This is a genomic window from Pseudoroseomonas sp. WGS1072 (genome assembly GCF_049340465.1).
Lineage (GTDB): Bacteria > Pseudomonadota > Alphaproteobacteria > Acetobacterales > Acetobacteraceae > Pseudoroseomonas.
Genome location: NZ_JBMPSU010000001.1, coordinates 3,764,744 through 3,786,846, shown reverse-complemented (window position 1 = coordinate 3,786,846; position 22,103 = coordinate 3,764,744). Strand labels below are relative to the sequence as shown.

General features: G+C 71.6%; 22 protein-coding genes. 16 read left to right on the top strand and 6 right to left on the bottom strand.

What is annotated here, in order from left to right; all coding sequences use genetic code 11:
- Positions 1-15 precede the first annotated feature (15 nt).
- The 13 genes from pyrH (at position 16) to gloA (ending at position 12,491) form a co-directional block, all read left to right on the top strand.
- Positions 16-735: a UMP kinase gene (gene pyrH / locus ACF3NH_RS17790; RefSeq protein WP_422924580.1), complete on the top strand. Its 720-nt coding sequence runs from the start codon at positions 16-18 to the stop codon at positions 733-735.
- 25 nt (positions 736-760) lie between these two features.
- The gene (gene frr, locus ACF3NH_RS17785) at positions 761-1,333 is read left to right on the top strand and encodes a ribosome recycling factor (RefSeq protein WP_198364611.1); all 573 of its coding nucleotides are present in this window, start codon (positions 761-763) and stop codon (positions 1,331-1,333) included.
- Between the two features lie 8 nt (positions 1,334-1,341).
- On the top strand, positions 1,342-2,109 hold the full coding sequence (locus ACF3NH_RS17780) for an isoprenyl transferase (protein ID WP_422924577.1): 768 nt from the start codon (positions 1,342-1,344) through the stop codon (positions 2,107-2,109).
- Positions 2,110-2,112: 3 nt separating this feature from the next.
- Positions 2,113-2,970 (top strand): phosphatidate cytidylyltransferase, encoded by an 858-nt coding sequence (locus ACF3NH_RS17775; RefSeq protein ID WP_198364613.1) that lies wholly within the window; start codon positions 2,113-2,115, stop codon positions 2,968-2,970.
- Entirely contained in the window at positions 2,967-4,133 is a 1,167-nt protein-coding gene (dxr, locus tag ACF3NH_RS17770; protein ID WP_422924840.1) for a 1-deoxy-D-xylulose-5-phosphate reductoisomerase, read from the top strand. The genes ACF3NH_RS17775 and dxr overlap by 4 nt, the downstream gene beginning before the upstream one ends.
- A 42-nt stretch (positions 4,134-4,175) precedes the next feature.
- Positions 4,176-5,285 (top strand): RIP metalloprotease RseP, encoded by a 1,110-nt coding sequence (rseP, locus tag ACF3NH_RS17765; protein ID WP_370591907.1) that lies wholly within the window; start codon positions 4,176-4,178, stop codon positions 5,283-5,285.
- A 199-nt stretch (positions 5,286-5,484) separates the two neighbouring features.
- Positions 5,485-7,803 (top strand): outer membrane protein assembly factor BamA, encoded by a 2,319-nt coding sequence (gene bamA / locus ACF3NH_RS17760; protein ID WP_422924575.1) that lies wholly within the window; start codon positions 5,485-5,487, stop codon positions 7,801-7,803.
- 20 nt (positions 7,804-7,823) lie between these two features.
- Positions 7,824-8,585: an OmpH/Skp family outer membrane protein gene (locus ACF3NH_RS17755; protein ID WP_422924573.1), complete on the top strand. Its 762-nt coding sequence runs from the start codon at positions 7,824-7,826 to the stop codon at positions 8,583-8,585.
- A gap of 4 nt (positions 8,586-8,589) precedes the next feature.
- Complete coding sequence (gene lpxD, locus ACF3NH_RS17750) at positions 8,590-9,627, top strand: UDP-3-O-(3-hydroxymyristoyl)glucosamine N-acyltransferase (RefSeq protein ID WP_198364617.1); 1,038 nt, start codon at positions 8,590-8,592, stop codon at positions 9,625-9,627.
- A gap of 139 nt (positions 9,628-9,766) precedes the next feature.
- Positions 9,767-10,273 (top strand): 3-hydroxyacyl-ACP dehydratase FabZ, encoded by a 507-nt coding sequence (fabZ, locus tag ACF3NH_RS17745; RefSeq protein WP_370591908.1) that lies wholly within the window; start codon positions 9,767-9,769, stop codon positions 10,271-10,273.
- A gap of 5 nt (positions 10,274-10,278) precedes the next feature.
- Entirely contained in the window at positions 10,279-11,142 is an 864-nt protein-coding gene (gene lpxA, locus ACF3NH_RS17740) for an acyl-ACP--UDP-N-acetylglucosamine O-acyltransferase (protein WP_422924570.1), read from the top strand.
- A gap of 61 nt (positions 11,143-11,203) precedes the next feature.
- Positions 11,204-12,064 carry an LpxI family protein gene (locus ACF3NH_RS17735; protein WP_198365000.1) on the top strand — a complete coding sequence of 287 codons (861 nt, stop codon included), beginning with the start codon at positions 11,204-11,206 and terminating at the stop codon, positions 12,062-12,064.
- Positions 12,065-12,077: 13 nt separating this feature from the next.
- A complete protein-coding gene (gene gloA / locus ACF3NH_RS17730) occupies positions 12,078-12,491 on the top strand; it encodes a lactoylglutathione lyase (RefSeq protein WP_198364619.1) in 414 nt (137 codons plus the stop codon).
- A gap of 13 nt (positions 12,492-12,504) precedes the next feature.
- On the opposite strand, the gene ACF3NH_RS17725 is transcribed toward gloA, so the two are convergent.
- Positions 12,505-13,335 (bottom strand): alpha/beta hydrolase, encoded by an 831-nt coding sequence (locus ACF3NH_RS17725; RefSeq protein ID WP_422924567.1) that lies wholly within the window; start codon positions 13,333-13,335, stop codon positions 12,505-12,507.
- 142 nt (positions 13,336-13,477) lie between these two features.
- Complete coding sequence (locus ACF3NH_RS17720; RefSeq protein ID WP_422924565.1) at positions 13,478-13,930, bottom strand: acyl-CoA thioesterase; 453 nt, start codon at positions 13,928-13,930, stop codon at positions 13,478-13,480.
- A 236-nt stretch (positions 13,931-14,166) separates the two neighbouring features.
- On the opposite strand from ACF3NH_RS17720, the gene minC reads away from it, so the two are divergent.
- From minC to minE, 3 genes are read left to right on the top strand one after another with little or no spacing between them, the layout of a single operon-like run.
- The gene (gene minC / locus ACF3NH_RS17715; RefSeq protein WP_422924563.1) at positions 14,167-14,919 is read left to right on the top strand and encodes a septum site-determining protein MinC; all 753 of its coding nucleotides are present in this window, start codon (positions 14,167-14,169) and stop codon (positions 14,917-14,919) included.
- Between the two features lie 45 nt (positions 14,920-14,964).
- Positions 14,965-15,783, top strand: a complete 819-nt coding sequence (minD, locus tag ACF3NH_RS17710) for a septum site-determining protein MinD (protein WP_422924561.1) — start codon at positions 14,965-14,967, stop codon at positions 15,781-15,783.
- Entirely contained in the window at positions 15,780-16,127 is a 348-nt protein-coding gene (gene minE / locus ACF3NH_RS17705; RefSeq protein ID WP_198364624.1) for a cell division topological specificity factor MinE, read from the top strand. Before minD ends, minE begins: the two co-directional genes overlap by 4 nt.
- A 43-nt stretch (positions 16,128-16,170) precedes the next feature.
- Here minE and ACF3NH_RS17700 read toward each other — a convergent pair whose 3' ends face one another.
- The 4 genes from ACF3NH_RS17700 to ACF3NH_RS17685 form a co-directional block, all read right to left on the bottom strand.
- Positions 16,171-17,052, bottom strand: a complete 882-nt coding sequence (locus tag ACF3NH_RS17700) for a DMT family transporter (RefSeq protein WP_198364625.1) — start codon at positions 17,050-17,052, stop codon at positions 16,171-16,173.
- Between the two features lie 15 nt (positions 17,053-17,067).
- Positions 17,068-17,256, bottom strand: coding sequence for a hypothetical protein (locus tag ACF3NH_RS17695; RefSeq protein WP_198364626.1), 189 nt, complete (start codon positions 17,254-17,256; stop codon positions 17,068-17,070).
- 467 nt (positions 17,257-17,723) lie between these two features.
- Entirely contained in the window at positions 17,724-18,137 is a 414-nt protein-coding gene (locus tag ACF3NH_RS17690) for a MarR family winged helix-turn-helix transcriptional regulator (protein ID WP_198364627.1), read from the bottom strand.
- Positions 18,138-18,313: 176 nt separating this feature from the next.
- A complete protein-coding gene (locus ACF3NH_RS17685; protein WP_422924557.1) occupies positions 18,314-22,063 on the bottom strand; it encodes a translocation/assembly module TamB domain-containing protein in 3,750 nt (1,249 codons plus the stop codon).
- Positions 22,064-22,103: the final 40 nt, after the last annotated feature.

The window sequence follows — 22,103 nt, the reverse complement described above, 5'->3', positions numbered from 1 at the left end:
CCCGGAACCAGACCCATGTCCGCCCCGACCTACAAGCGCGTCCTCCTCAAGCTGTCGGGTGAGGCTCTGATGGGAGAGCGGGATTACGGGCTGGACACCGGCACCGTCCGGGCGATCGCCGACGACATCAAGGACGTGGTCGATCTCGGCGTCGAGGTCTGCGTCGTGGTGGGCGGCGGCAATATCTTCCGGGGCGTCGCCGGCGCCTCCTCCGGCATGGACCGCACCCAGGCTGATAGCATGGGCATGCTGGCCACCGTGATGAACGCCCTGGCCATGCAGAACGCGCTGGAGAAGATCGGCGTGCCGACGCGGGTGCAGTCGGCGATTCCGATGAGCAGCGTCTGCGAGCCCTTCATCCGCCGCCGCGCCGAGCGGCACATGGAGAAGGGGCGGGTAGTGATCTTCGCCGCCGGCACCGGCAATCCCTTCTTCACGACCGACACCGCCGCCGCCCTCCGCGCCGCCGAGATGGGCTGCCAGGCGCTGCTGAAGGGCACGCAGGTGGACGGGGTCTATTCCGCCGATCCGCGCAAGAATCCGCAGGCCGAGCGCTACACCACCCTGACCTATCTCGACATGCTGGCGCGCGATCTCGCGGTGATGGATGCCGCGGCCATCAGCCTGGCGCGCGAGAACAAGCTGCCGATCGTCGTCTTCAACATCCACGAGCCGGGCGCCTTCACCGCCGTGATGCAGGGCGAGGGCCGCTTCACCACGGTGGTGGACCAATAAGAGCAGAGAGAAGGAGGCACTGGCCATGGCCGCACCTGCCGATCTGAACACGCTGAAGCAGGATCTGACCCGCCGCATGGAGGGTGCCCTGGAGTCGCTGCGCAAGGAGTTCTCCGGCCTGCGCACCGGCCGCGCCTCCCCGGCGCTGCTGGAGCCGATCCGGGTCGAGGTCTATGGCGCCAACCAGCCGCTGGCCCAGGTGGCGAATGTCTCGGTCTCGGGGCCGAGCATGTTGTCCGTCCAGGTCTGGGACCGTTCGGCGGTGAAGGCGGTCGAGATCGCCATTCGTGACTCGGGCCTCGGCCTCAACCCCCAGGCCGAGGGCCAGACCATCCGCGTGCCGCTGCCGCCGCTGAGCCAGGAGCGCCGCAACGATCTCGCCAAGCAGGCGGCGAAGTACGCCGAGGCCGCCAAGGTGGCCGTGCGGGGCGTCCGCCGCGATGGCATGGAACAGATCAAGGGCTGGGAGAAGAAGTCCGAGATCGGCAAGGATGACGCCAAGACCTGGTCCGACGAGGTGCAGAAGCTGACCGACCTGAACATCAAGAAGGTCGATGAGCTGCTCGCCGAGAAGGAAAAGGACATCAAGGCGGTCTGACCAGCAGAATGAGCGCCGCGCCCCTCAATGCCGGCGTCGCCCTGGCGGCGCTGCCGGTGCCGGCGGAGCCTCAGCAGGGCCCGCTGCATATCGGCCTGATCATGGACGGCAACCGCCGCTGGGCGAAGGCCCGCGGCCTGCCGCGCGCGATCGGCCACAAGGCCGGGGTGGACGCGGTGCGCCGGGCCATCCAGGCCACGGCCGATGCCGGCATCCCCTGGCTGACGCTCTTCGCCTTCTCCTCGGAGAACTGGCGCCGCTCGGCCGACGAGGTGCGCGACCTCACCGGCCTGCTGCGCGTCTATCTGCGGCGGGAAGTGGGATCGCTGGCGAAGAATGGCGTGCGCCTTCGGGTCATCGGCGAGCGTGACCGCTTCGGGCCGGAGACGGTCTCAGCGATCGAGGCGGCCGAGGCCGCGACGGCGCACAATACCCGCCTCAACCTCACGGTCGCGCTCTCCTACGGCGCCCGGGCGGAAATCGCCGCCGCCGCCCGCGCCCTGGCGCGCGAGGTCGCCGCCGGGCGGCTCGATCCGGACCAGGTGGACGAGGGGGCCCTGGCGCGGCATCTGGCGACGCGCGACATGCCGGACCCCGACCTGATCATCCGCACCTCGGGCGAGCAGCGCCTGTCCAACTTCCTGCTCTGGCAGGCGGCCTATGCCGAGTTCGTGTTCCTCGACGTGCTCTGGCCGGATTTCGACGCCCCGCATCTGCAACAGGCCCTGGCGGAGTATCGCAGCCGCAACCGCCGCTTCGGCGTCGGCGCCGGCTGAGGCATGACGCCGGAAAGTCCCGCCGCGGCGAAGCGGTGGCGCGACCTGCGCAAGCGCGCCCTCTCGGCCCTGGTGCTCGGCCCCGGGGCCCTGCTCTGCATCTGGCTCGGCGCGCTGGCCTGGACCGGGCTGATGACCATCGCGGTGGCGGTGCTCACCTGGGAATGGGTGCGGCTCTGCGGATTGCGGAGCCATCTCTGGCCCGGCATGGCGGTGCCGGCGGTGGTCTTTCTCGCCTGCGCGCTGGCGGTGTTCCAGTTCAGCCACCTGGCCCTGGCGGTGCTCGTCCTCGGCTCCCTGGCGGTCTGGCTGACGGCGCCGCGGCTGCGCCGCCGGACGGGGCCGCCGCCGCCGGCGAGCTGGCTGGCGCTGGGTGTCCTGTATATCGGCCTGGCCGGCATCGCGCTGATCGAGCTGCGGCACGACAACGAGGCCGGGCGCGGCAATGTCTTCTTCCTCTTCCTGGTGGTCTGGGCGAGCGACATCGGCGCCTATCTCGTCGGCCGGCTTCTCGGGGGGCCGAAGCTCGCCCCGGCGATCTCGCCCGGCAAGACCTGGTCCGGCGCCGCCGGCGGGCTGGCCTCGTCGATGGCGGTCGGCTGGCTGGCGGCCGACTGGCTGGCGCCGGGCAATCCGGATGCCGTCAAGGTGCTGGCCGTGGCCGCCCTGCTCGGCGTCGCGACCCAGTTGGGCGACCTGCTGGAAAGCGCGGTGAAGCGCCGCTTCAAGGTGAAGGATTCCTCGATGCTGATCCCTGGGCATGGCGGGCTGCTCGACCGGCTGGACGGGTTGCTGGCCGCGGCGCCGGTCGCCGCCCTGCTGGCCTTCGGGGTCGGCTATGGCGTGCCGCTGTGGCGATGAGCCCGCGCAGCGTCACCATCCTGGGCAGCACGGGCTCGGTGGGGCGCAGCACCGTCGCCCTGCTCGATGCCGCCGCGCCGGGCCGCTTCACCGTCACCGCCCTGGTCGCCGGCCGTGATGCCGCCGGCCTGGCGGAGCAGGCCCTGCGGCTGCGCCCACGCCTGGCCGTGCTGGCCGATCCGGCCTCTGGCGCCGAACTGGCCGAGCGCCTGAAGGGCAGCGGCATCGCGCATGACTGCGGCCCCGCCGCCGTGGCGGCCGCCGCCTCCCTGCCGGCCGACTGGACCATGGCGGCCATCGTGGGCGCCGCCGGACTGCAGCCGGCCCTGGCGGCGCTGCGGCGCGGCGGCACCCTGGCCCTGGCCAACAAGGAGGCACTGGTCTGTGCCGGCGAGCTGGTGCTGGCCGCCGCGCGGCAGGCCGGCGCCACGCTGCTGCCGGTGGATTCGGAGCACAACGCGATCTTCCAGGCCTTCGACGCCGCCCGGCCCGGCGCGGTGGAGAAGATCATCCTGACCGCCTCGGGCGGCCCCTTCCGCGAGATGGCGCCGGAGCAGATGGCGCGGGTCACGCCGGAGCAGGCGGTCCGGCACCCGGTCTGGTCGATGGGCGCCAAGATCAGCGTCGATTCCGCCAGCATGATGAACAAGGGCCTCGAGCTGATCGAGGCGGCGCGGCTCTTCCCCATCCCGGAGCCGCGCATCGAGGTGCTGGTGCATCCGCAATCGGCGGTGCACGGCCTGGTGCAGTACACGGACGGCTCGCTGCTGGCCCAGCTCGGCACGCCGGACATGCGGACACCGATCGCCCATGCCCTGGCCTGGCCGGAGCGCATGGCGGTGGAGGTGCCCCGGCTGGACCTGGCGGCGCTGGCACGGCTCGATTTCTTCCCGCCCGACCCCGGGCGCTTCCCCTGCCTGCGCCTGGCGCGCGAGGCCTTGCGGGCGGGGGCGGGGGCCACCACCATTCTGAATGCCGCGAACGAGGTCGCCGTCGGCCTTTTCCTGCAGCGCCGGCTCGGCTTCCTCGACATCGCCGTGGTGGTCGAGGAGGCGCTGGAGGCGCTGGGCGCGCCGCAGACACCGGATCTCGATGCCGTGCTGGCGCTGGACGGGCTGGCGCGGCAGGATGCCCTGGCGCGTGCGGCCCGACGCGCCGCCTGAACAGACGCCCGCCGGAGCTTGCCGCGGGCTGGAGACGTGACCTTGGACTTCCTGCCTGAGCCGCTGCGCTCGATCCTCGCCTTCATCGTGGTGCTGGGCGTGCTCGTCTTCATCCATGAGCTCGGCCACTACCTGGCCGCCCGCTGGCGCGGGGTGCATGTGGAGGTCTTCTCGGTCGGCTTCGGCAGGCGCATCCGCAGCTGGACCGACCGTCACGGCACGGAGTGGCGGGTCTCCTGGCTGCCGCTCGGCGGCTTCGTGAAGCTGCACGGGCAGGAAGGGCCGGACGACGCGACGCCGGAGCAGCGCGCCGGATGGAAGCCCGGCCGCACCTTCCACGACAAGCCGGTGAAGGACCGGGCGATCGTCGTCGCCGCCGGGCCCGTGGCCAACTTCCTGCTCGCCGCCGTGCTGTTCGGTGGCCTCTACATGACGGTCGGGCAGCCGCAGCCCAGCGCCATCGTGGGCACGGTGGTCGCCGGCAGCGCCGCCGAGCGGGCCGGCCTCCTGCCGGGCGACCGCATCCTCAGCCTGGACGGCGCGCCGGTGCGCCGCTTCGAGGAGTTGCAGCGCCACATCCAACCGCGCCCGGGGCAGCCGGTGGCGGTGCGAATCCAGCGTGGGGACGAGGAGCGCACCCTGACCGCCATCCCGGAACCGCGGGAGGTGAATGGCGCCAGTGTCGGGATGCTCGGTGTCTCGGGCGGGGCGGCGGAGTTCCGCCGCCTGAACCCGTTCAGCGCCATGGCGGCCGGCGTGACCCAGACCTGGGACGTGACGGTGCAGACCCTGGCGGGGCTCTGGCAGATGATCGCGGGCCAGCGCGGCACGGAGGAGTTGGGCGGCCCCCTGCGCATCGCCCAGCTCTCCGGTCAGGTGGCCGAGCTGGGCCTGCCCAGCCTGATCTCCTTCATGGCCGTGCTGTCGGTGAACCTGGCGCTGATCAACCTCTTCCCGATCCCCATGCTGGATGGCGGCCATCTGCTGTTCTACGCCGCCGAGGCGATCCGCGGCCGGCCTCTGCCGCCGCGCGCCATCGAGTACGGCTTCCGCGCCGGATTCGCCCTGCTGATCGCGTTGTTCATCTTCGCCACCTGGAACGACCTCTCGGGGATGGGCGTGGTCCGCTGGGTCAGCAGCCTGGGCGGCTAGCGGCGCGCCTGGCGGGATATTCAACCCCCGCGCGAGCGGCGGCGGGCCGGATCATGGCAACCGATCAGGCGGGGGTGGCGGGCCACGGTTTTCCCCGCTAGTCTCCCGCCGCCCGAGACGCCTTGTTTTCGGTTGTTTTCCCTTCGCCTATCCGGGGGCCTTTCCATGGGCTCCCATCCACCGGCTCCGGATTCGACCTTTGAACGCTACCCGCGCTCTTCTGCTTGCCGCCACCTGCCTGGTGCCCGCCCTGCTGCCGCCGACGGCCATGGCCCAGCCACGCCGGCCCGGTCCGCCCGCGGCCCAGCCCGCTGGCGGCGTGATCAGCCAGATCGAGATCCAGGGCAATCAGCGCATCGAGGCGGACACGATCCGCTCCTATATGCTGCTGCAGCCGGGCGATGCCTTCGACGGCGAGCGCCAGGATCGCAGCCTGCGCACCCTCTTCGCCACCGGCCTGTTCCGCGACGTGCAGATCAGCCGCGAGGGGGGCCGCATGATCGTGCGGGTTCAGGAGAATCCGAGCGTCAATCAGGTGGCCTTCGAGGGGAACAGCAAGCTCTCCGACGACACGCTGCGCGGCGAGATCCAGCTGCGGCCGCGCGCCGTCTTCACCCCCGCCGCCGCCCAGGCCGACCGGCAGAAGCTGCTCGACCTCTATGCGCGCCGGGGCCGTTTCGCCGCCCGGGTCGAGCCGAAGATCATCGAGCGGGACCAGAACCGCGTCGATGTGGTCTTCGAGATCACCGAGGGCGATGTGGCCCTGATCAGCCGCATCAACTTCGTCGGCAACGAATCCTTTTCGGACAGCCGTCTGAAGGAAGTCGTCTCCTCGCGCGAAGCGGCCTGGTACCGGCCCTTCTCATCCTCCGACACCTATGAGCCGGAGCGGCTGAACTTCGATCGCGAATTGCTGCGCCGCTACTACGAGCGGCAGGGCTATGCCGACGTGAACGTCACCGGCGCCGCCGCCGAGCTCGCGCCCGACCGCAGCGGCTTCTTCGTCACCTTCACCCTGACCGAGGGGCCGCGCTACCGCTTCGGCAAGGTGGAGATCCAGTCCAGCCTGCGCAACGTGACCGCCGAGCGGCTGCAGCGCGTGCTGGAGATCTATTCCGGCGACTGGTACGACGGCAGCGCCGTCGAGCGCATGCAGCAGACGCTGATCGACGAGGCCAACCTGGCCGGCGCGCCTTTCGTCGACGTCGAGCCCCGGATCACCCGCGACCGTGCCGCCAACACCATCGACGTGGTGTTCGACGTCACCGAGGGGCAGCGGGCCTATGTCGAGCGGATCGACATCACCGGCAACACCCGCACCCAGGACCGCGTGATCCGCCGCGAGATGCGCCTCGCCGAGGGCGACGCCTTCAACGCCGCGCAGGTCCGGCGCTCGCGCCAGCGCATCCAGGATCTGGGCTACTTCTCGGCCGTCACCATCACCCCCGTCCCCTCCGGACAGGACCGGGTGGTTCTCGACACCAGGATCGCCGAGCGCGCCACCGGCGAGATCTCGCTGGGCGGCGGCTATTCGACGGATGCCGGCGCGCTGGCCGATGTCGGGTTGCGCGAGCGCAACCTGATGGGCACCGGCATCGACGCACGGATCAACACCACCATCGCCCAGCGCCGCAGCCAGGTCGACCTCTCGGTCACCGACCCGTCCTTCCTGGACCGCAACCTCTCGGTCGGCGGGGATGTCTTCTTCATCCAGCGCGATCTGACCGACTATTCGGGCTATGAGGAGCGCCGCGCCGGCTTCAGCGTGCGCGCCGGCTACGAGTTCAATGAGCGGCTGCGCCAGTCCTGGGCCTATACCCTGTCGCGCCGCAACGTCTTCAACGTGAACGATGACGCCTCGATCTACATCCAGGAGCAGCGGGGCGTCACCTGGCTGTCGCAGATCAGCCAGACGCTGACCTATGACACGCGCGACTCCCGCCTCGATCCGCGCAGCGGCTACGTTGTCCGCCTCGCGACCGATCTCGCCGGCCTTGGCGGCGACGTGAACTACGTCCGCGGCCGCCTGGACGGCACCTATTACATCCCCTTCGAGCGGCTGCTGGGCGATCCCGACTATGTCCTGGCGGTGTCCGGCGGCGTCGCCGGCATGGCCAGCTATGGCGGCAAGGATGAGCGCATCATCGACCGCTTCTTCCTGGGCGGCGAGAACCTGCGCGGCTTCTCCGTCGCGGGCGTCGGCCCGCGCGACATCAACACGCGCGATTCGCTCGGCGGCCGCACCATGTGGACGCAGAGCACGGAGATGCGCTTCCCGCTGCCCGTGCCCTCCGAGCTGGGCCTGATCGGCCGGGCTTTCGTCGATGTCGGCGCGCTGACCGGCATCGACTCCGCCCCCAACATCGTCGACGATTCCGCGCCCCGCGTCGGCGCCGGCGTCGGCATTTCCTGGCGCAGCCCCTTCGGGCTGATCAACATCGACGTGGCCCAGGCCGTGGTGAAGAAGTCCTACGACGAGACGCAGGTCTTCCGCTTCGGCTTCGGGACGCGCTTCTGAGTTTCCACGGAGTTTCCACCATGGCGCGACGCGCATCCTCGGCGCTGGCCGCGGTCCTGTTCTCCTCGAGCCTGATGGCCGGCGGCTCGGCCGTGGCGCAGCAGCAGCAGGAGTGGTTCGTTCCCAACCAGCAGCAGCAACAGCGCCCGGCCCAGGCGCAGCCGCAGCAGCAGCAACGTCCGCCGCAGCAGCGCCCAGCGCAGCCGCCGCGCGCTGTGCAGGCCAATCCCGCGCCGCTGCCTCCGGGCGAGCCGCCGCCGGCCGCCGTCATCGGCATCGTCGATGTGCCGGAGGTGCAGCGCAACTCGACCGCCTTCAACCAGGTGCGGGAGGAGATCGAGAAGCGGCGGCAGAAGCTGAACGACGATCTGCAGCGCGAGCAGAACCGCTGGCGTGAGGAGCAGCAGCAGCTCGCCAATCAGCGCAGCACGCTCTCGCCCGAGGAACTGCGCAACAAGGAGCGTGACCTGCAGGAGAGGGTGACGGACGCGCAGCGCGTCTTCCGCGACCGCAGCCGCAACATCGAGCAGGCGGCGCAGCAGAGCCTGCAGGAGATCGAGCAGGCGCTGGCCATCGTCATCCGGCAGGTCTCGGCCAGCCGCAAGGTCAACCTGGTGCTGCCGCGCCCGCTGGTGATCTTCAACGAGCCGCCCTTCGATCTGACCGGCGAGGTGTCGGCCCAGCTCAACAAGGTCATCAAGAGCGTCAATATCGCGCCGGAGGAGCCGACCCCGGCCTCCACGCCCGCGGCCCGCCAGGGCCAGCCGCAGCGCCGGAACTGACCGCGTGACGGCGGATCCGCGCTTCCACCCGGCAACGGGGCCCCAGCCGCTGTCGCGGCTGGCGGAGGTCGCGGGTCTGCGGTTCGAGGGCGATGGCGGGCGCCTGTTCCAGGGGGTCGCGCCGCTCGCCGAGGCGGGGCCGCGGGATGTCACCTTCCTGGACGGCCGCCGCCACCTGGATGCCCTGCGGGCGAGCGGGGCGGGGGCGGTGATCCTGCCCCAGGATCTCGCCGGCGCCGTGCCCGCGGGCATGGTGGCTCTTGTCACCCCGGCGCCGCATCTGGCCTTCGCCCGAATCGCGGCGCTGTTCCATCCCCGCCCCGCCCCGGCCCCCGGGATCCACCCGACCGCAAGCGTGGCGGCCGATGCGGTGCTGGAGGAGGGGTGCGAGGTCGGCCCCTATGCCGTGATCGGTGCCGGCGCCCGGCTCGGGCCGGGCTGCGTGGTCGGTCCGCATGCGGTGATCGGGCCGGGCTGTGTCTTCGGCGCGGGCGGGCGCATCGGCGCTCATGCCAGCGCCTACTATTGCCTGGCGGGGGATCGGGTGACCCTGCACCAGGGCGCGCGGGTCGGCCAGGAGGGCTTCGGCTTCACGCCGACGCCCGAGGGCCGCTTCGTGACCATCCCGCAGCTGGGCCGCGTGGTCCTGGAGGATGAGGTGGAGATCGGCGCCAATGCCTGCGTCGATCGCGGCGCCATGGGCGACACCGTGCTGGGGCGCGGTACGCGGCTCGACAACCTGGTGCAGATCGGACACAACGTCGTGACCGGGCGGGGCTGCGTGATCGTCGCCCAGGTGGGCATCTCCGGCTCCACGCGGCTGGGCGACTATGTCACCATCGCCGGCCAGGCCGGCTTGACCGGGCATCTGAAGATTGGCAGCAAGGCCCGCATCGGCGCCCAGGCCGGGGTGCAAAGCGACATCCCCGCCGGACAGGACGTGACGGGATCGCCGGCCATGCCGGTCAAGGATGCCTTGCGGGCCGCCCTGTATCTGCGGAAGCTCGGCGCCCGGAAACGGAAGGACGCCGAGGGGAGTTGAGACGTGCGGCGGGGGCGTGCCCGCCGTCAGGTTTCCAGGAGACTCGGAGTGACCGGGATGGCGACGCCATCCCGCGATTTTGGCTTTTGGCAGAACAGAAGGGGCCGCGGATCGCGGCCGGGACAACGGACTGATCGGCATGGACCAGCAAGAACAGGCGGCCCGGGAACAGGGCGTCCCTGGTGACGGTGAGGCGCGGACCGTGATGGAAAGCTGCGACATCGCCCGCATCATGCGGGCCATCCCGCACCGCTATCCCTTCCTGCTGGTCGACCGCATGGTGGACATGGTGCTGGGCGAGAGCGCCATCGGCATCAAGAACGTGACGATCAACGAGCCATTCTTCCAGGGCCATTTCCCCAGTCATCCGGTCATGCCGGGGGTGCTGATCATCGAGGCGATGGCGCAGACCGCCGCTGTCCTCGTGGTGGAGACGCTGGGCCCAAGCGCGCATGGCAAGATCGTCTACTTCATGAGCGTCGAGAACGCCAAGTTCCGCCGCCCCGTTGGCCCGGGGGATCAGCTCCGCATCCACATCGTCAAGGAGCGCCAGCGCGGCGCGGTCTGGAAGTTCAAGGCCGTGGCCCGTGTGGACGGTGTCGCGGTGGCCGAGGCGAGCTATGCCGCCATGATCATGGACCATTGAGCGGGATGCTCGATCGCGTGTTGCAGAAAACCGGCCGGATCGATCCGGCAGCCGAAATCCACCCCACCGCCCTCGTCGCGGAAGGCGCCAGCATCGGGCCGGGCTGCCGCATCGGGCCCTGGTGCCTGGTTGGCGCCGATGCGGTGCTGGGCGAAGGGGTCGTGCTGGCCTCGAATGTCGTGGTCGAGGGCCATGCCGAGATCGGCGACGGCGTGCAGGTCAGCCCCTTCGCCACCATCGGGCTGGCCCCGCAGGACCTGAAGTACAAGGGCGAGCCGACCCGCGTCGTCATCGGGCCGCGGACGTTGATCCGCGAGCATGCCACCATCCACCGCGGCAGCGTCGGCGGCCATGGCGTGACCACCGTGGGTGCCGACTGCCTCATCATGTGCACCGCCCATGTCGGTCATGACTGCACGCTGGATCACCACGTCATCCTGGCCAACAACGTCATGCTCGGCGGCCATGTGCAGATCGCCGACACGGTGTTCGTCGGCGGCGGCGTGGCGATCCACCAGTTCGTCCGCATCGGGCGGCAGGTGGTGATCGGCGGCATGAGCGGCGTCGAGGCGGACGTGATCCCCTTCGGTGCCGTTCTGGGCAACCGCGCGCGGCTGACCGGGCTGAACCTGATCGGGCTGAAGCGGCGCGGCTTCCAGCGGTCGCAGATCCATACGCTGCGCGCCGCCTATCGCAGCCTGTTCCGCACGGCGGGCGTCTTCCAGGACCGTGTCGCGGCCACCGAGAAGGCCTTCGGCGCGGAGCCGGCGGTGCGCGAGATCCTGGCCTTCATCCGGGCCGACAGCCGTCGCGGCCTGTGCCGGGCCGGGCGCGAGCTGCTGGAGGATGAGGACAGCGAGGCCAATTGAGCCGATGGCCGGCCGGATGAACGAAGGCGTGCCGGCGGGCCTCGCGGCCCCGTCACCGCTGATGGCGCCGGGCCAGGGGCCGATCGGCATGATCGTGGGCGGCGGCCAGATGCCGCAGCGCGCCGCGGCTTCCGCCGCCGCGGCGGGGCGCCCGCCGCATGTCGTGGTGCTGGAGGGCTTCGCCCGGCCGGACGACTACGCGACCTATCCGCATATCGTCTGCCGCCTGGGGGCCGCCGGGCGCATGCTGGACTGGCTGAGGGCCGCCGGGGTGCGCGATCTGGTGCTGGCGGGGCAGGTGACGCGCCCGAGCCTGCTTTCCCTGCGCCCCGATTCCGGTGCCGCCCGCCTGCTGCCCCGGATCGGCATGCGGGCCTTCAGCGGGGATGATTCCCTGCTGCGCGCCGTGCTTCAGGTCCTGGTGGAGGAGGGGTTCCGGCCCATGGCGGCGCAAAGCGTGCTCGGCGCCCTGCTGGTGCCGGAACCGGCGGTGCTCACCCACGTGCAGCCGGATGAGGTGGCGCGCCGGGATATCCGCCGCGGGATCGCCGTGGTCCGCGCCCTGGGTGCCGTCGATGTCGGCCAGGGCTGCGTCGTGCAGCAGGGTCTGGTGCTGGCGGTCGAGGCCATCGAGGGCACCGACGCCATGCTGGCTCGGGCCGGGGCCTTGCGGCGCGAGGGGGAGGCCGGGGTCCTGGTCAAGATCCTCAAGCCGGGCCAGGACCGGCGGATCGACCTGCCGACCATCGGCCCCTCCACCGTCGCCGCCGCCGCCGCCGCCGGCCTGCGCGGCATCGCCATCGAGGCCAATGGCACCATCGTGGTGGACCGCGCCGAAACCGTCTCCGCCGCCGACGCCGCCGGACTTTTCCTGTTGGCGATCGATGTCAACGATCCCATCTGGACCGCGCCGCAACCCTGAAGGACATCCGCGCATGAGCAGCTTCCTGCACACCATGATCCGTGTCGGCGACCTGGAGCGCAGCGTCGATTTCTACACCCGCCTGCTGGGCATGAAGGAGTTGCGCCGCAACGACGTGCCGGAGGGCAAGTACACGCTGGTCTTCGTGGGCTATGCGCCGGAGAGCAGCGGCGCCGGCGTGATCGAGCTGACCTACAACTACGGCGTTAATAACTATGAGTTGGGCAACGCTTTTGGCCATTTGGCCATTGGCGTGCCCGATGTTTATGCAACCTGCGAAGCCCTCCGCGCCGCCGGCGCCCGCATCACGCGCGAGCCGGGGCCGGTGAAGTTCGGCACCACCGTGATCGCCTTCGTGGAGGACCCGGACGGCTACAAGATCGAGCTGATCGAGCGCAAGAGCGCCGAGGCCGGCACGCGCGGCTGAGGCGGGCGGCGCCTCAACGCGCGCTTTCCTCGATCAGCACCTGGGCGGTGTGGCAGAGCAGCCCGTCCGGGGCGCAGAGGCTGTCGAGCAGCCCTTCCTGATCGGTGCCCGGCAGGGCGAGCAGCGGGCCGACCCCGCCCTCCGCCCGCCGCCGGGCATGGAAGGCGCGCGACTGCCGCCGCGCCGCCGCCGGCTCCTCCTCGCCGTAGGCGATGGCGAAGGGCTTGCGGACCACCGGCCGGTGCTGCGGCGACAGCACGGCCATTTCCAGCCCGTCCAGTTGCAGCGTCTCTTCCAGCCGCGGGTCGCCCATCGCCGTCAGGTCATAGAGGCCGGAGAGGCCGAGGCCCGCCACCACGCGCGGATGTTCGAGCAGCAGCGCCGCCAGATGCGCGCCGGAGCCCCAGCCGCACACCAGCACCGGCCCCGAGATGCCGTGCTGCGGGCCCTGTGCCATCAGCCAGTCCAGCGCCCGCTGTCCCTGCCGCACGATGCGCGCCAGGCTGGCCTGGGGCGCCGGCGTGTGGCCGGGCAGGGCGGCCGACCAGCCATGGGCCATCACGCCATGTGCCACCGCGCCGGCCTGCGGCCGCCCGTCGGCCTCCCAGCCGCCGCCGTTCAGCAGCACCAGGCAGGGCGCGGAAGGCTCGATGGCTGGGAAGAGATCCCATCGGCACTCCGCCGTCGCGGCATAGGGCAGATCGAGCTTGGAAGGCCGCGCGGCCCGGAGCGCGGCCGAGGCCTCGCGCCGCCGGGCGACGCGCTCCACCAGGGGGAGCGTCCCGCCGGCCGGCCGTGAGCGGGGCAGGGGGGAGGTGCCGCGCGCGGCGTCGGGGCGGATCACCGCCGGGCCGCCATGGGCGACATGCGGAGGCCGTGGTGACGGCACCGGCAGACGAAGGCGGTCGGGGCTGGAGGCATCGGGCGGCTCCCACGGGACGACGTCCCATCGCCTTGCAACCGCCGTGCCGCCGCGCGGCGGGCTGTCAGACCCGCCTGGCGTCCGGCGCCATCAGCGGCGCCAGCGCCTCGCGAAGTTCCGGCGCCACGGGCAGGGGGCGCGCCTGGGTGGCGGCATCGACCTGCACATGGATGAAGTGCCCCTCGGCGCAGGCCGTCTCCTGGCCGGGCCGGAACAGGCCGATCTCGTAGCGGATGGAGCTCTGCCCGATCCGGGCCACGCGCAGCCCGCCGCTCAGCACGTCCGGGAAGAAGGCGGGGGCGTGATGCCGGCAGAGGGTTTCCACCACCACGAAGGTCTCGGCGCGCCCGCCCGCGCCCAGGCGGCCCAGGCCGTGCAGGAACCGCGCCACCAGCGTGTCGAAATAGAAGTAGTAGGCCGCGTTGTTGACGTGGCCCTGGCTGTCCTGGTCGCCCCAGCGGGTGGGCATGTCGAGGAACCAGCGGTACGCGCTGCGGCGGGGCGGGGTCTGGGCCATGGCGGATCTCCTTCAGGAAGGGGCGTCGGCCTGTGGCGAATGGCCCACGCGTGCGGCAAAACCAGGGGACCGGGCGGCGCTTCCTGCGCTATGGGGCTTCGCCCGGAGGGGATGCGCCTGTATAGGTTAAGAATTCCTGGCGAACAGGGTGTGGTCCGATGGCAGAATGACCGGCCGGCCGCGCCTGCCCTGCCGGATTTCCGCAACGCCCGATAGCAGGATGGCCGCCGCCCCCCATGTCAGCCCCCGCCGCAAATCCCCGCCTGGAGCCGTTCCGGCTGCGCGGCGCGAACTTCAACCTGCTGGTGCTCCGGCTGCTGGACCCGAGGCCGGAGGTGATCGTTCCGGCGCTCGCCGATCAGTTCCGCCGTGCGCCCGGCTTCCTGCGTTTCGCGCCGCTGGTGCTGGGGCTGGATGATCTGGACGTGCCGCCGCACGCGGTGGATTTCGGCCGCCTGGCCGCCGAGCTGCGCGCCATCGAGATCATGCCGATCGGCACCACGGGGGGCACGCCGGAGCTGCGCGCCGCCGCCCAGTCCGCCGGCCTGCCGCCGCTGCGCACCGCCGGGGGCAAGGAGGAGGCGGTGAACCTCGCGCCGCCGCCCCCGGAGCCCGCCGCGGCCGCGGAGCCGCCGGCTCCCCTGTCGCCGGGCGGGTCCCGGCCGACCATGGTGATAGATCACGCGGTCCGGGCGGGGCAGCGCATCTGGGCGCAGGGCGCCGATCTGATCGTCAATGGCACGGTCAATCCCGGCGCCGAGGTCATTGCGGACGGCAATGTGCACGTCTATGGCGCGCTGCGGGGGCGGGCGATCGCTGGCGGGGCCGATAATACCGATGCGCGCGTCTTCGCGTTGAATTTCGAGCCGGAGTTGGTTTCCATCGCGGGATACTACGCGGTGCGGGAAGGACTTACGGATGCTCCGATCGGCAAGCCCGTCCAGGTGCGGCTGATCGGCGAGAATATGCGATTCGACCGGCTGGGCTGAACAGGCTGGAACGAACAGGCCCGGGCGGCAGAGAGGAGAGACCTAATGGCGCAAGTGATCGTGGTGACGTCGGGCAAGGGAGGGGTCGGCAAGACCACAAGCTCCGCCGCCTTCGCCACGGGCCTGGCTCAGAGCGGCAAGAAGACGGTGGTCATCGACTTCGACGTCGGTCTGCGCAACCTCGACCTGATCATGGGCGTCGAGCGCCGCGTGGTGTTCGACATTGTCAACGTGATCAGCGGCGAGGCCAAGCTGAGCCAGGCGCTGATCCGCGACAAGCGGATCGACAACCTGTCGATCCTGCCGGCCAGCCAGACCCGTGACAAGGACGCGCTGACCAAGGACGGCGTGGCGACGATCATCGAGGAGCTGTCGAAGGATTTCGACTACATCCTCTGCGACAGCCCGGCGGGCATCGAGAAGGGCGCGCTGCTGGCGCTCTACTTCGCGGACCAGGCCATCGTCGTCACCAATCCGGAAGTCTCCTCCGTCCGGGACAGCGACCGCATCCTCGGCGTGCTGCAGTCGAAGTCGAAGCGGGCCGAGGAGAAGCGGGACCCGGTGAAGGAGCACCTCGTCGTCACGCGCTACGACCCGAACCGGGTCGAGAAGGGCGAGATGCTGAAGCTCGAGGATATCCGCGAGATCCTGGCCATTCCGCTGCTCGGCGTCATCCCCGAGAGCGAGAGCGTGCTGAAGGCCTCCAACACCGGCAATCCGGTGATCCTGGACGAGGCCTCGAATGCCGGCCGGGCCTACAAGGATGCCGTCGCCCGCTTCCTCGGCGAGGACCGCCCGCACCGCTTCCTCGATCCGGAGAAGCGCGGCTTCCTGTCGCGCCTGTTCGGGGGGAGGGCCGCATGAGCTGGCTCGACGTCTTTCGCGGCAAGAGCAAGCCGCCACCCAGCAGTGCCGGCGCGGCCAAGGAGCGGTTGCAGATCGTCCTGGCGCATGAACGCATCAGCCGCAACGGCAACGACTTCCTGCCGCGGCTGCAGAAGGAGTTGATCGAGGTGGTGGCGCGCTATGTCGCCATCGATCCGAAGGCGGTGAACGTCTCGCTCGACCGTGGCGGCGATATGAGCACCCTCGCCATCGAGGTCGAACTGCCGCCCCCGGGCCCGCAGGACCGGGTCAAGACCGCCCAGGGTGCCGCGTCCGCCAGCCCCAAGGCCGATCCGGCGCCCGGCGAGGGCAAGCCCGCCTGAGGCGGCAGATGGGGCCCTGGGGCGGCCGCCGGGCCCGCCGCCCTCAGCCGCCGGGGCGGGCCCGGGCGCGGTCCGAGCGGACTAGGTAGAGCGTGGCGGCCAGCATGGTCAGCGTGCCGGCCACCAGCCCCCAGCCGGGCTGCTCCGAGAAGACGGCCCAGCCGATCATGGCGCTGGCCGGGATCTGCGCATACTCCATCGGCGCCAGGAGCCCGACATCCGCACGCCGCGCCGCGGCCGAGGCGGCCAGGTCGCAGATCAGCGCGAAGAGCGAGCCGAGCACCAGCATGGCCAGGGCCAGGAGGCTCGGCATGCGCCAGACGAACAGGCAGACCGGCCCCCAGAACAGCACCGAGAGCAGCGAGTACCAGGCCACGACACGGGCTGGCGGCTCGGTGCTGGACAGCGCCTTGAAGCAGATCAGTACCAGGGCGCTGCACAGGCCGGCGACCAGCGCCGCCGGCGTGCCCGGCGAGAGATCTCCGCCCGGCTGGGCGATGACCAGCACGCCGAGAAAGCCGATGCCGGCGGCCAGCGCGCGGTCGCGCCGGACCCTCTCGTGCAGCAGCAGGGCGGCCAGCGGCAGCACCCAGAGCGGCCTGGCGCTGACTAGCGCCACCGCATCGGCAAGGGGCAGCCAGAGAATCGCCAGAAGGCTGAGCAGGAAGGAGGTGATGCCGGCCGCGCCACGCGCCAGATGCAGCAACGGGCGCCGGGTGGCGAGCGAATTCAGCCCGCCGCGCAGCATCCAGGGCAGCAGGAAGGCCAGGGTGAGCAGACCGCGAGCGAACGGCACCAGCGGCACGGGCAGGCCATCGCGCAGGGCGGCGCGGTAGCAGGCATTCACCCCGGCGCCGCTGAGCGCGGCGAGCAGCATCAGCCCCAGCCCCGCCAGGGGCGTGGCTGGCAGGCGGAAGGGAGGCATGGGCGGCGGCCCGGCTCAGCGGCGCGGCGCCAGCTCCGTCTCCAGGGCCTTGATCTTGGCGGTCAGGGACTGCCGCAACGTGGCGGCGGCATGCGGCTTCAGCGCGGCCAGGGCTTCCTTCAGCTCCCGGAGCTGACGCTTCTTCTCCTCCTGATTGCGGGAGATCGGACGATTGCCGGAAAGCTGGCCGTCGAAGGCACGCATGTCGTTCATCCTCGAGTCGAAACGTCGCCCGGCTGTCAGGGGCAGGAGAGGCTTTAGAGCGGATCAGCGGGCGGCGATATCGGGCTGGCAAGAAATTCCCGCCATGGGCGACAGGGGAGGGCGGAACTCGCGGCGCCAAGGCTCACCGCCGAGCAGGGTGGGAGCCCTCCTCCCCTCCGGCGGGTCAGCCAGATTGCCCAGCTTTATCCAGACCAGAGGTGTGGTGATCGCGACCGTGGCCCTGGTGTTCGCCATCCTCCGCTTCAGCGCCTAGTCCACCCTCAACCCCCGGCCCCATTGCCTCGGGGCCTTCCCCGCCACGCACCCGGCCGTGCTGCCGTCGCCCGCCCCGCCCTGTGTCCGCAGAACCCGCGCTTCCCAAGGCAGGCTCTCCATGCGCGACGAATTCGCCAAGAACAAAGATTGGCAGGCCAGCCGGGCGCCAGGGCCGCCCACAAATCAACCGATCACACTACTTCCTGCCGCCCGCCTTCAGTAAAGCGGCATGAAGCCGGCGGTGACAGCCGGTTCAGCTTCCGCAGGAGTTGCATCAGGCAATCCCGCTCCGCCGCGGTGAGCGGCGCCGCCAGCCGGCTCTCCATCTCCGCAACCCGTCGCTTGAGGGGGGCCAGAACCTGCTGTCCGGCCTCGCTCAGTTCCAGCGCCTGGGCGCGCCGGTCGCCGCTCACGGCGTGGCGCTCCACCAGACCCCGTTCAGTTAAGCGCTGCATGGCCGGGCTCAGAGTCGACTTGTCCAGCCCGGCGGCGCTGGCCAGAAGGCCCAGCGTGATGCCGGGATTGGCTTCGACCAGGCAGAGCAGGGTGAATTCGCCCGCGGTCACGCCGACATCGGCTGTGTTCTCGGAAAAGTCCAGCAGCATCCTTGTATGGGCTCGCCGCAGCAGATGCCCCAGGAGGTCCGGTAGAGGACCCAGATCAACCCTATCCGACCGGATGCGCATGCTCTCCATGACCGGAGACTAGCGCAGGCGATTCATTTTCGAAACGGTATAGCGGCCGCCCGATGCAGGCCGCCATGTCGCGGGCCCTCCAAGCCTCAGTACTCGAACTCGTAGCTGAGCCCCAGCCGCTCCCCGGACTCGCCGCCGGTGCTGCTCTCGAGCTTCAGGCGTGGCGTCAGCTCCACCTCCACGCCGACGCGCGGCCCCCCCTCGGTGCCCTGCTCGACCCCGACATAGACGCCCGGGCTGCTATAGCCGCCGGCCTGGACGGAAGGGTTGTTGGCGTTGCTGCTGTCCGTGTCGGTGCCGCTGCCGCCGCCGCCCACGCCAAGCCGGTCGAGGCCCAGCCGGTCGGCCAGCCGCCCGAGGAAACCGCGGCCGCCCGTGGGCCCGACGCCCGCCAGGCTGGCGGCGCCGCCGGCCAGCTGCGCGATCTCGAAGGGCGAGAGCCGGTCGACCGAACGGTTGAAGAGCAGCCGCGCCAGCACCTCGTCCTGCGGCAGTTCCGGCTCGGAGCTGAAGGTGATGGTCGGATTGCTCGGCTGTCCGGTGACGGTGATCGTGATGGTGATGGATTGCGAGCGGGTGGTGGCCAGGAAGTCCAGCGCCGGCGTCATCGCGCCATCGAAGGTCAGGTTGCCGCGGTCGAAGGTGATGCGCCGGTCCAGCAGCTGGAAGGTGCCGCGCCGCATGCTGAAGGCGCCGTCGGGCTGCACATTGGCCGCGGTGCCGCCGATATGGAGGTTGCCGCCCAGCTCGGCATCCAGCCCCCGGCCGCGGATCAGCAGCGATTGCGGGGCCTCGATCCGGATGTCGAGGGCGATCGGCGGCGGCGGGCTGGAGGGGGCGGGCGGCGGCGGGGCGTCGCGCCCGCGCTCGTACACCTGGCCCAGCGTGGCGACGCCACCCCCCGGCAGGCTCTGCGGAATGTTCACCGCCACGCGCCGCAACCGCACCGTGCCGCCCAGGGCGGGGCTGGTCTGCAGCGGGCCGGTGAAGCGGAGGTCGGCATCGAGCAGGGCGGTGACCAGCTCGCTCTGCACCGGCGTGGCGTCGCGCGCCGTGATGGCGATGTCCAGCGGGATGCCCGGGGCGAGGGGCTGCGCCGTGCCACTGGCGCTGATGCGGCCTTCGCCGGCGCGGGCGACGAAGTTCTCCAGCACGACCTGGTCGCCGGCGGCGCGCACCCGGCCGGTGATGTTCGTCAGACGCAGGCCGTAGAGCGGGTTGCGCACCTCGCCGCCGGTGAGCGTCGCGGTGCCGTTCAGCACCGGGGCCGCGAGGGTGCCGGTGGCGCCGCCATCGAGGGCGATGCGGCCGACCACGCGATTGGCCCCGCCGCCCAGGCTGGGCGCCAGCAGCGGCTGCAGATTGGCGTTGCCGGTGACGCGGGCCGAAAGCGGCGCCTCGGCGCCCGGACCCTGCGGCAGCCGCGCCTCGGCGTCGAGGGTGAGGAGGTTGCCCATCCGCACCGCGGCGGTGGCCTGGACGGCGCCGGCGCCGCTGCGCCGCGCCTCGACGCGCAAGGTGGCGGCCGGCCAGCCGCGCGACCAGTCGGCCTCGGCGCGGAGGTCGGTGCCGTTCAGCGTCGCCTGCACCTCGGGCGCGCTGGTGGGGCCGGTGACGCGCGCCTCGCCCACCACCGTGCCGGAGAGGCGTGGTTCGGGGGCGAACATATTGACCAGGGAGGCAGGCAGGGCGGCCAGGGCGAGGCGCAGGTCCGCGGTGTCCGGCCCCCAGCGGCCGCTGAGGGTCAGGTTGCCGGCCGGGCGCGCGGCGAGACGCAGGCCGGGGATCTCCACGGCACCCGAGGGCGGCAGCAGGATCGCGCCCGGCGCCGCGAGGCGGATCCCCATATTGCCCTGGGTGACGTCGAAGGCGGCGATATCGAGGCGCTTGCCGGCCTCGCCGCTGCTGAAGCGGCCATGGCCGCTGACATTGGCCTGCGGAAGCTGGCCCCGCGCCGCCCAGTCCAGGGCGGCATCGGTGCCCTTCAGGGTCATCTCGGCGGCGTAGGCCTGGCCTCCCAGCTCGACGCGGCGGATATCGGCGCGGGCATCCACGGCCTGCCGGCCCTCCGGCGTGGCGTTCAGCTCCGCGGTGATGCTGAGCTGGCCGGCGATGGGCTGTCCGGCCAGCTCCGAAAGCGGCCGCAGATCCGGCGCGGCGACATTGGCGCTGCCGTCGAACAGGCCGGTCGCCGTGTTGAAGGCGCCGTCGGCCGTGGCACGGATCGGGCCGAAGGTCGCCTCGCCCTCCGCCAGCCGCACCAGATCGCCCTCCCGGGCGGCGCGCAGCGCCACCGAGATCGGCTGGCCCTCGGCCCGGCCGGTCAGGTGCAGCCGCCCCGCCATGCCGCTGATTGCCGGCACCTCGGCCGAGAGTCGGGGTGCCTCGACCTTGCGGCCCGAAACCACCAGCCCGGGGCTTTCCGCCTGCAGAGTGAAGCCGGGATCGGTGACCGGCCCGGTGACATGCGCGTCGACGGCGATGGGGCCGGAGAGCTCCGGACGGATGACGCCGAGTTCCGGCACCTCCAGCCGCGCCGTGAGGTCCAGCACGTCCCAGCCGGTGCCCTGTGCGGTGAGCCGGGCGCCCGCGCCGCGCAGTTCCAGCCTGTCGATGCGGGTCGGCGTGCCGGTGAAGTCGATCTCCGGCGCCGGACCCAAGGCGCCGCCCAGCGGATCGGGGCCGCGCAGGCCGCGCGGCCGCAGGCTCGCCTCGATCCGCTCGGCCTCGGCGATACGCGCGGTGAGCGAGAGGGCCTCCCAGCCGAAGCCCTCGGGCACCAGCGCGCCGAGCCGGGCGGAATCGGCGACCTCGGCCTGGACGTTCAGCAGCGCCATGTCGCCCTGCGCGGTGACGGTGGCGGCCTGGGTGGCGAGGCGCAGGGCGCGCAGTTCCGGCCGGCCATCCGCCAGCCGCCCGCCCTCCACCGCGAAGTCGATCTGCCGCACCGGCTCCGGCGCCAGCTGGGCCGGCGCGTCCAGCCGTCCCTGCAGCCGCAGGTTGGCGGCGCCGTCCTCCGCCAGCCCGACCCGGCCATCGGCGGTCAGCGCGGCCTCCGTCCCGAGCGAGGCGCGCAGGGCGAGCTCGGCGTCCTGCGCCGGCCCATCGAGCCGCAGGCTGATATCGGCGGGGGCCTGGGGCAGGCCCAGGGCGCTGGCCAGCACGCCACCCGGCGGCTCCTGCCCACGCAGGTCGGCCAGCAGACGGCCCTTGGGGTCCAGCCCCAGATCGAGGTCGAGCTGCCCGGGCGCGTCCAGCCGCCGCACGGCCAGCTTCGCGCGCAGGGCGGCGGCGATCAGGCTGGCCTCGCCGTCCAGCGACAGGGCGACGGGCTGCCCCTCGGCGCCCGCCTCGGCCGGCAGGCCGACAAGGGCGCGGGGCAGCTCGATGCGAGCGGCGTGCAGGCGGTCGAGATGCAGCGAGACCGGCAGGTCCGGCAGGCTGGGAATGGTGGTGGGACCGCTCTCGGGTTCCGCTTCGGGCTCAGGCGCCGGCTCGGGCAGGCGGAGCAGGGCGATGCGCTCGGCGGCAATCTCCTCGATGCGGAACTCGCGCCGCACCAGATCGGCCAGGGCGAGGCCGATGCGGCCGCGCTCGATCTCCAGCCAGGGGCCGGCGGAATCGGCCATCACCAGCCGTTCGAAGCCGGGCGCGCCGGGAATCGGCCCGTGCAGCCCCTGCAGCGTCAGGCCGGGCACGAAGCGTTCCGCGAGGCTGGTGATCATCCTCTGCCCCGGCCCGGTGTTCGCCGCCAGCAGGGCGCCCCCGATCAGGAGGGGAGGCAGGAGAACGAGAACGAGAAGAATGATGAGGAGCCAGCGCAGGAGACGACGCATCAAACCGACAGCCTGTCCTTTCTGGAAGCGTCTGCCAGGG

What these genes read in the sequence shown, in the direction of transcription:
- pyrH (WP_422924580.1), top strand. Translation starts at nt 16, where the DNA reads ATGTCCGCCCCGACCTACAAGCGCGTCCTCCTCAAGCTGTCGGGTGAG.
- frr (WP_198364611.1), top strand. Translation starts at nt 761, where the DNA reads ATGGCCGCACCTGCCGATCTGAACACGCTGAAGCAGGATCTGACCCGC.
- ACF3NH_RS17780 (WP_422924577.1), top strand. Translation starts at nt 1,342, where the DNA reads ATGAGCGCCGCGCCCCTCAATGCCGGCGTCGCCCTGGCGGCGCTGCCG.
- ACF3NH_RS17775 (WP_198364613.1), top strand. Translation starts at nt 2,113, where the DNA reads ATGACGCCGGAAAGTCCCGCCGCGGCGAAGCGGTGGCGCGACCTGCGC.
- dxr (WP_422924840.1), top strand. Translation starts at nt 2,967, where the DNA reads ATGAGCCCGCGCAGCGTCACCATCCTGGGCAGCACGGGCTCGGTGGGG.
- ACF3NH_RS17755 (WP_422924573.1), top strand. Translation starts at nt 7,824, where the DNA reads ATGGCGCGACGCGCATCCTCGGCGCTGGCCGCGGTCCTGTTCTCCTCG.
- fabZ (WP_370591908.1), top strand. Translation starts at nt 9,767, where the DNA reads ATGGACCAGCAAGAACAGGCGGCCCGGGAACAGGGCGTCCCTGGTGAC.
- lpxA (WP_422924570.1), top strand. Translation starts at nt 10,279, where the DNA reads ATGCTCGATCGCGTGTTGCAGAAAACCGGCCGGATCGATCCGGCAGCC.
- ACF3NH_RS17735 (WP_198365000.1), top strand. Translation starts at nt 11,204, where the DNA reads ATGGCGCCGGGCCAGGGGCCGATCGGCATGATCGTGGGCGGCGGCCAG.
- gloA (WP_198364619.1), top strand. Translation starts at nt 12,078, where the DNA reads ATGAGCAGCTTCCTGCACACCATGATCCGTGTCGGCGACCTGGAGCGC.
- ACF3NH_RS17720 (WP_422924565.1), bottom strand. Translation starts at nt 13,930, where the DNA reads ATGGCCCAGACCCCGCCCCGCCGCAGCGCGTACCGCTGGTTCCTCGAC.
- minC (WP_422924563.1), top strand. Translation starts at nt 14,167, where the DNA reads ATGTCAGCCCCCGCCGCAAATCCCCGCCTGGAGCCGTTCCGGCTGCGC.
- minD (WP_422924561.1), top strand. Translation starts at nt 14,965, where the DNA reads ATGGCGCAAGTGATCGTGGTGACGTCGGGCAAGGGAGGGGTCGGCAAG.
- minE (WP_198364624.1), top strand. Translation starts at nt 15,780, where the DNA reads ATGAGCTGGCTCGACGTCTTTCGCGGCAAGAGCAAGCCGCCACCCAGC.
- ACF3NH_RS17700 (WP_198364625.1), bottom strand. Translation starts at nt 17,052, where the DNA reads ATGCCTCCCTTCCGCCTGCCAGCCACGCCCCTGGCGGGGCTGGGGCTG.
- ACF3NH_RS17695 (WP_198364626.1), bottom strand. Translation starts at nt 17,256, where the DNA reads ATGCGTGCCTTCGACGGCCAGCTTTCCGGCAATCGTCCGATCTCCCGC.
- ACF3NH_RS17690 (WP_198364627.1), bottom strand. Translation starts at nt 18,137, where the DNA reads ATGCTGCTGGACTTTTCCGAGAACACAGCCGATGTCGGCGTGACCGCG.
- ACF3NH_RS17685 (WP_422924557.1), bottom strand. Translation starts at nt 22,063, where the DNA reads ATGCGTCGTCTCCTGCGCTGGCTCCTCATCATTCTTCTCGTTCTCGTT.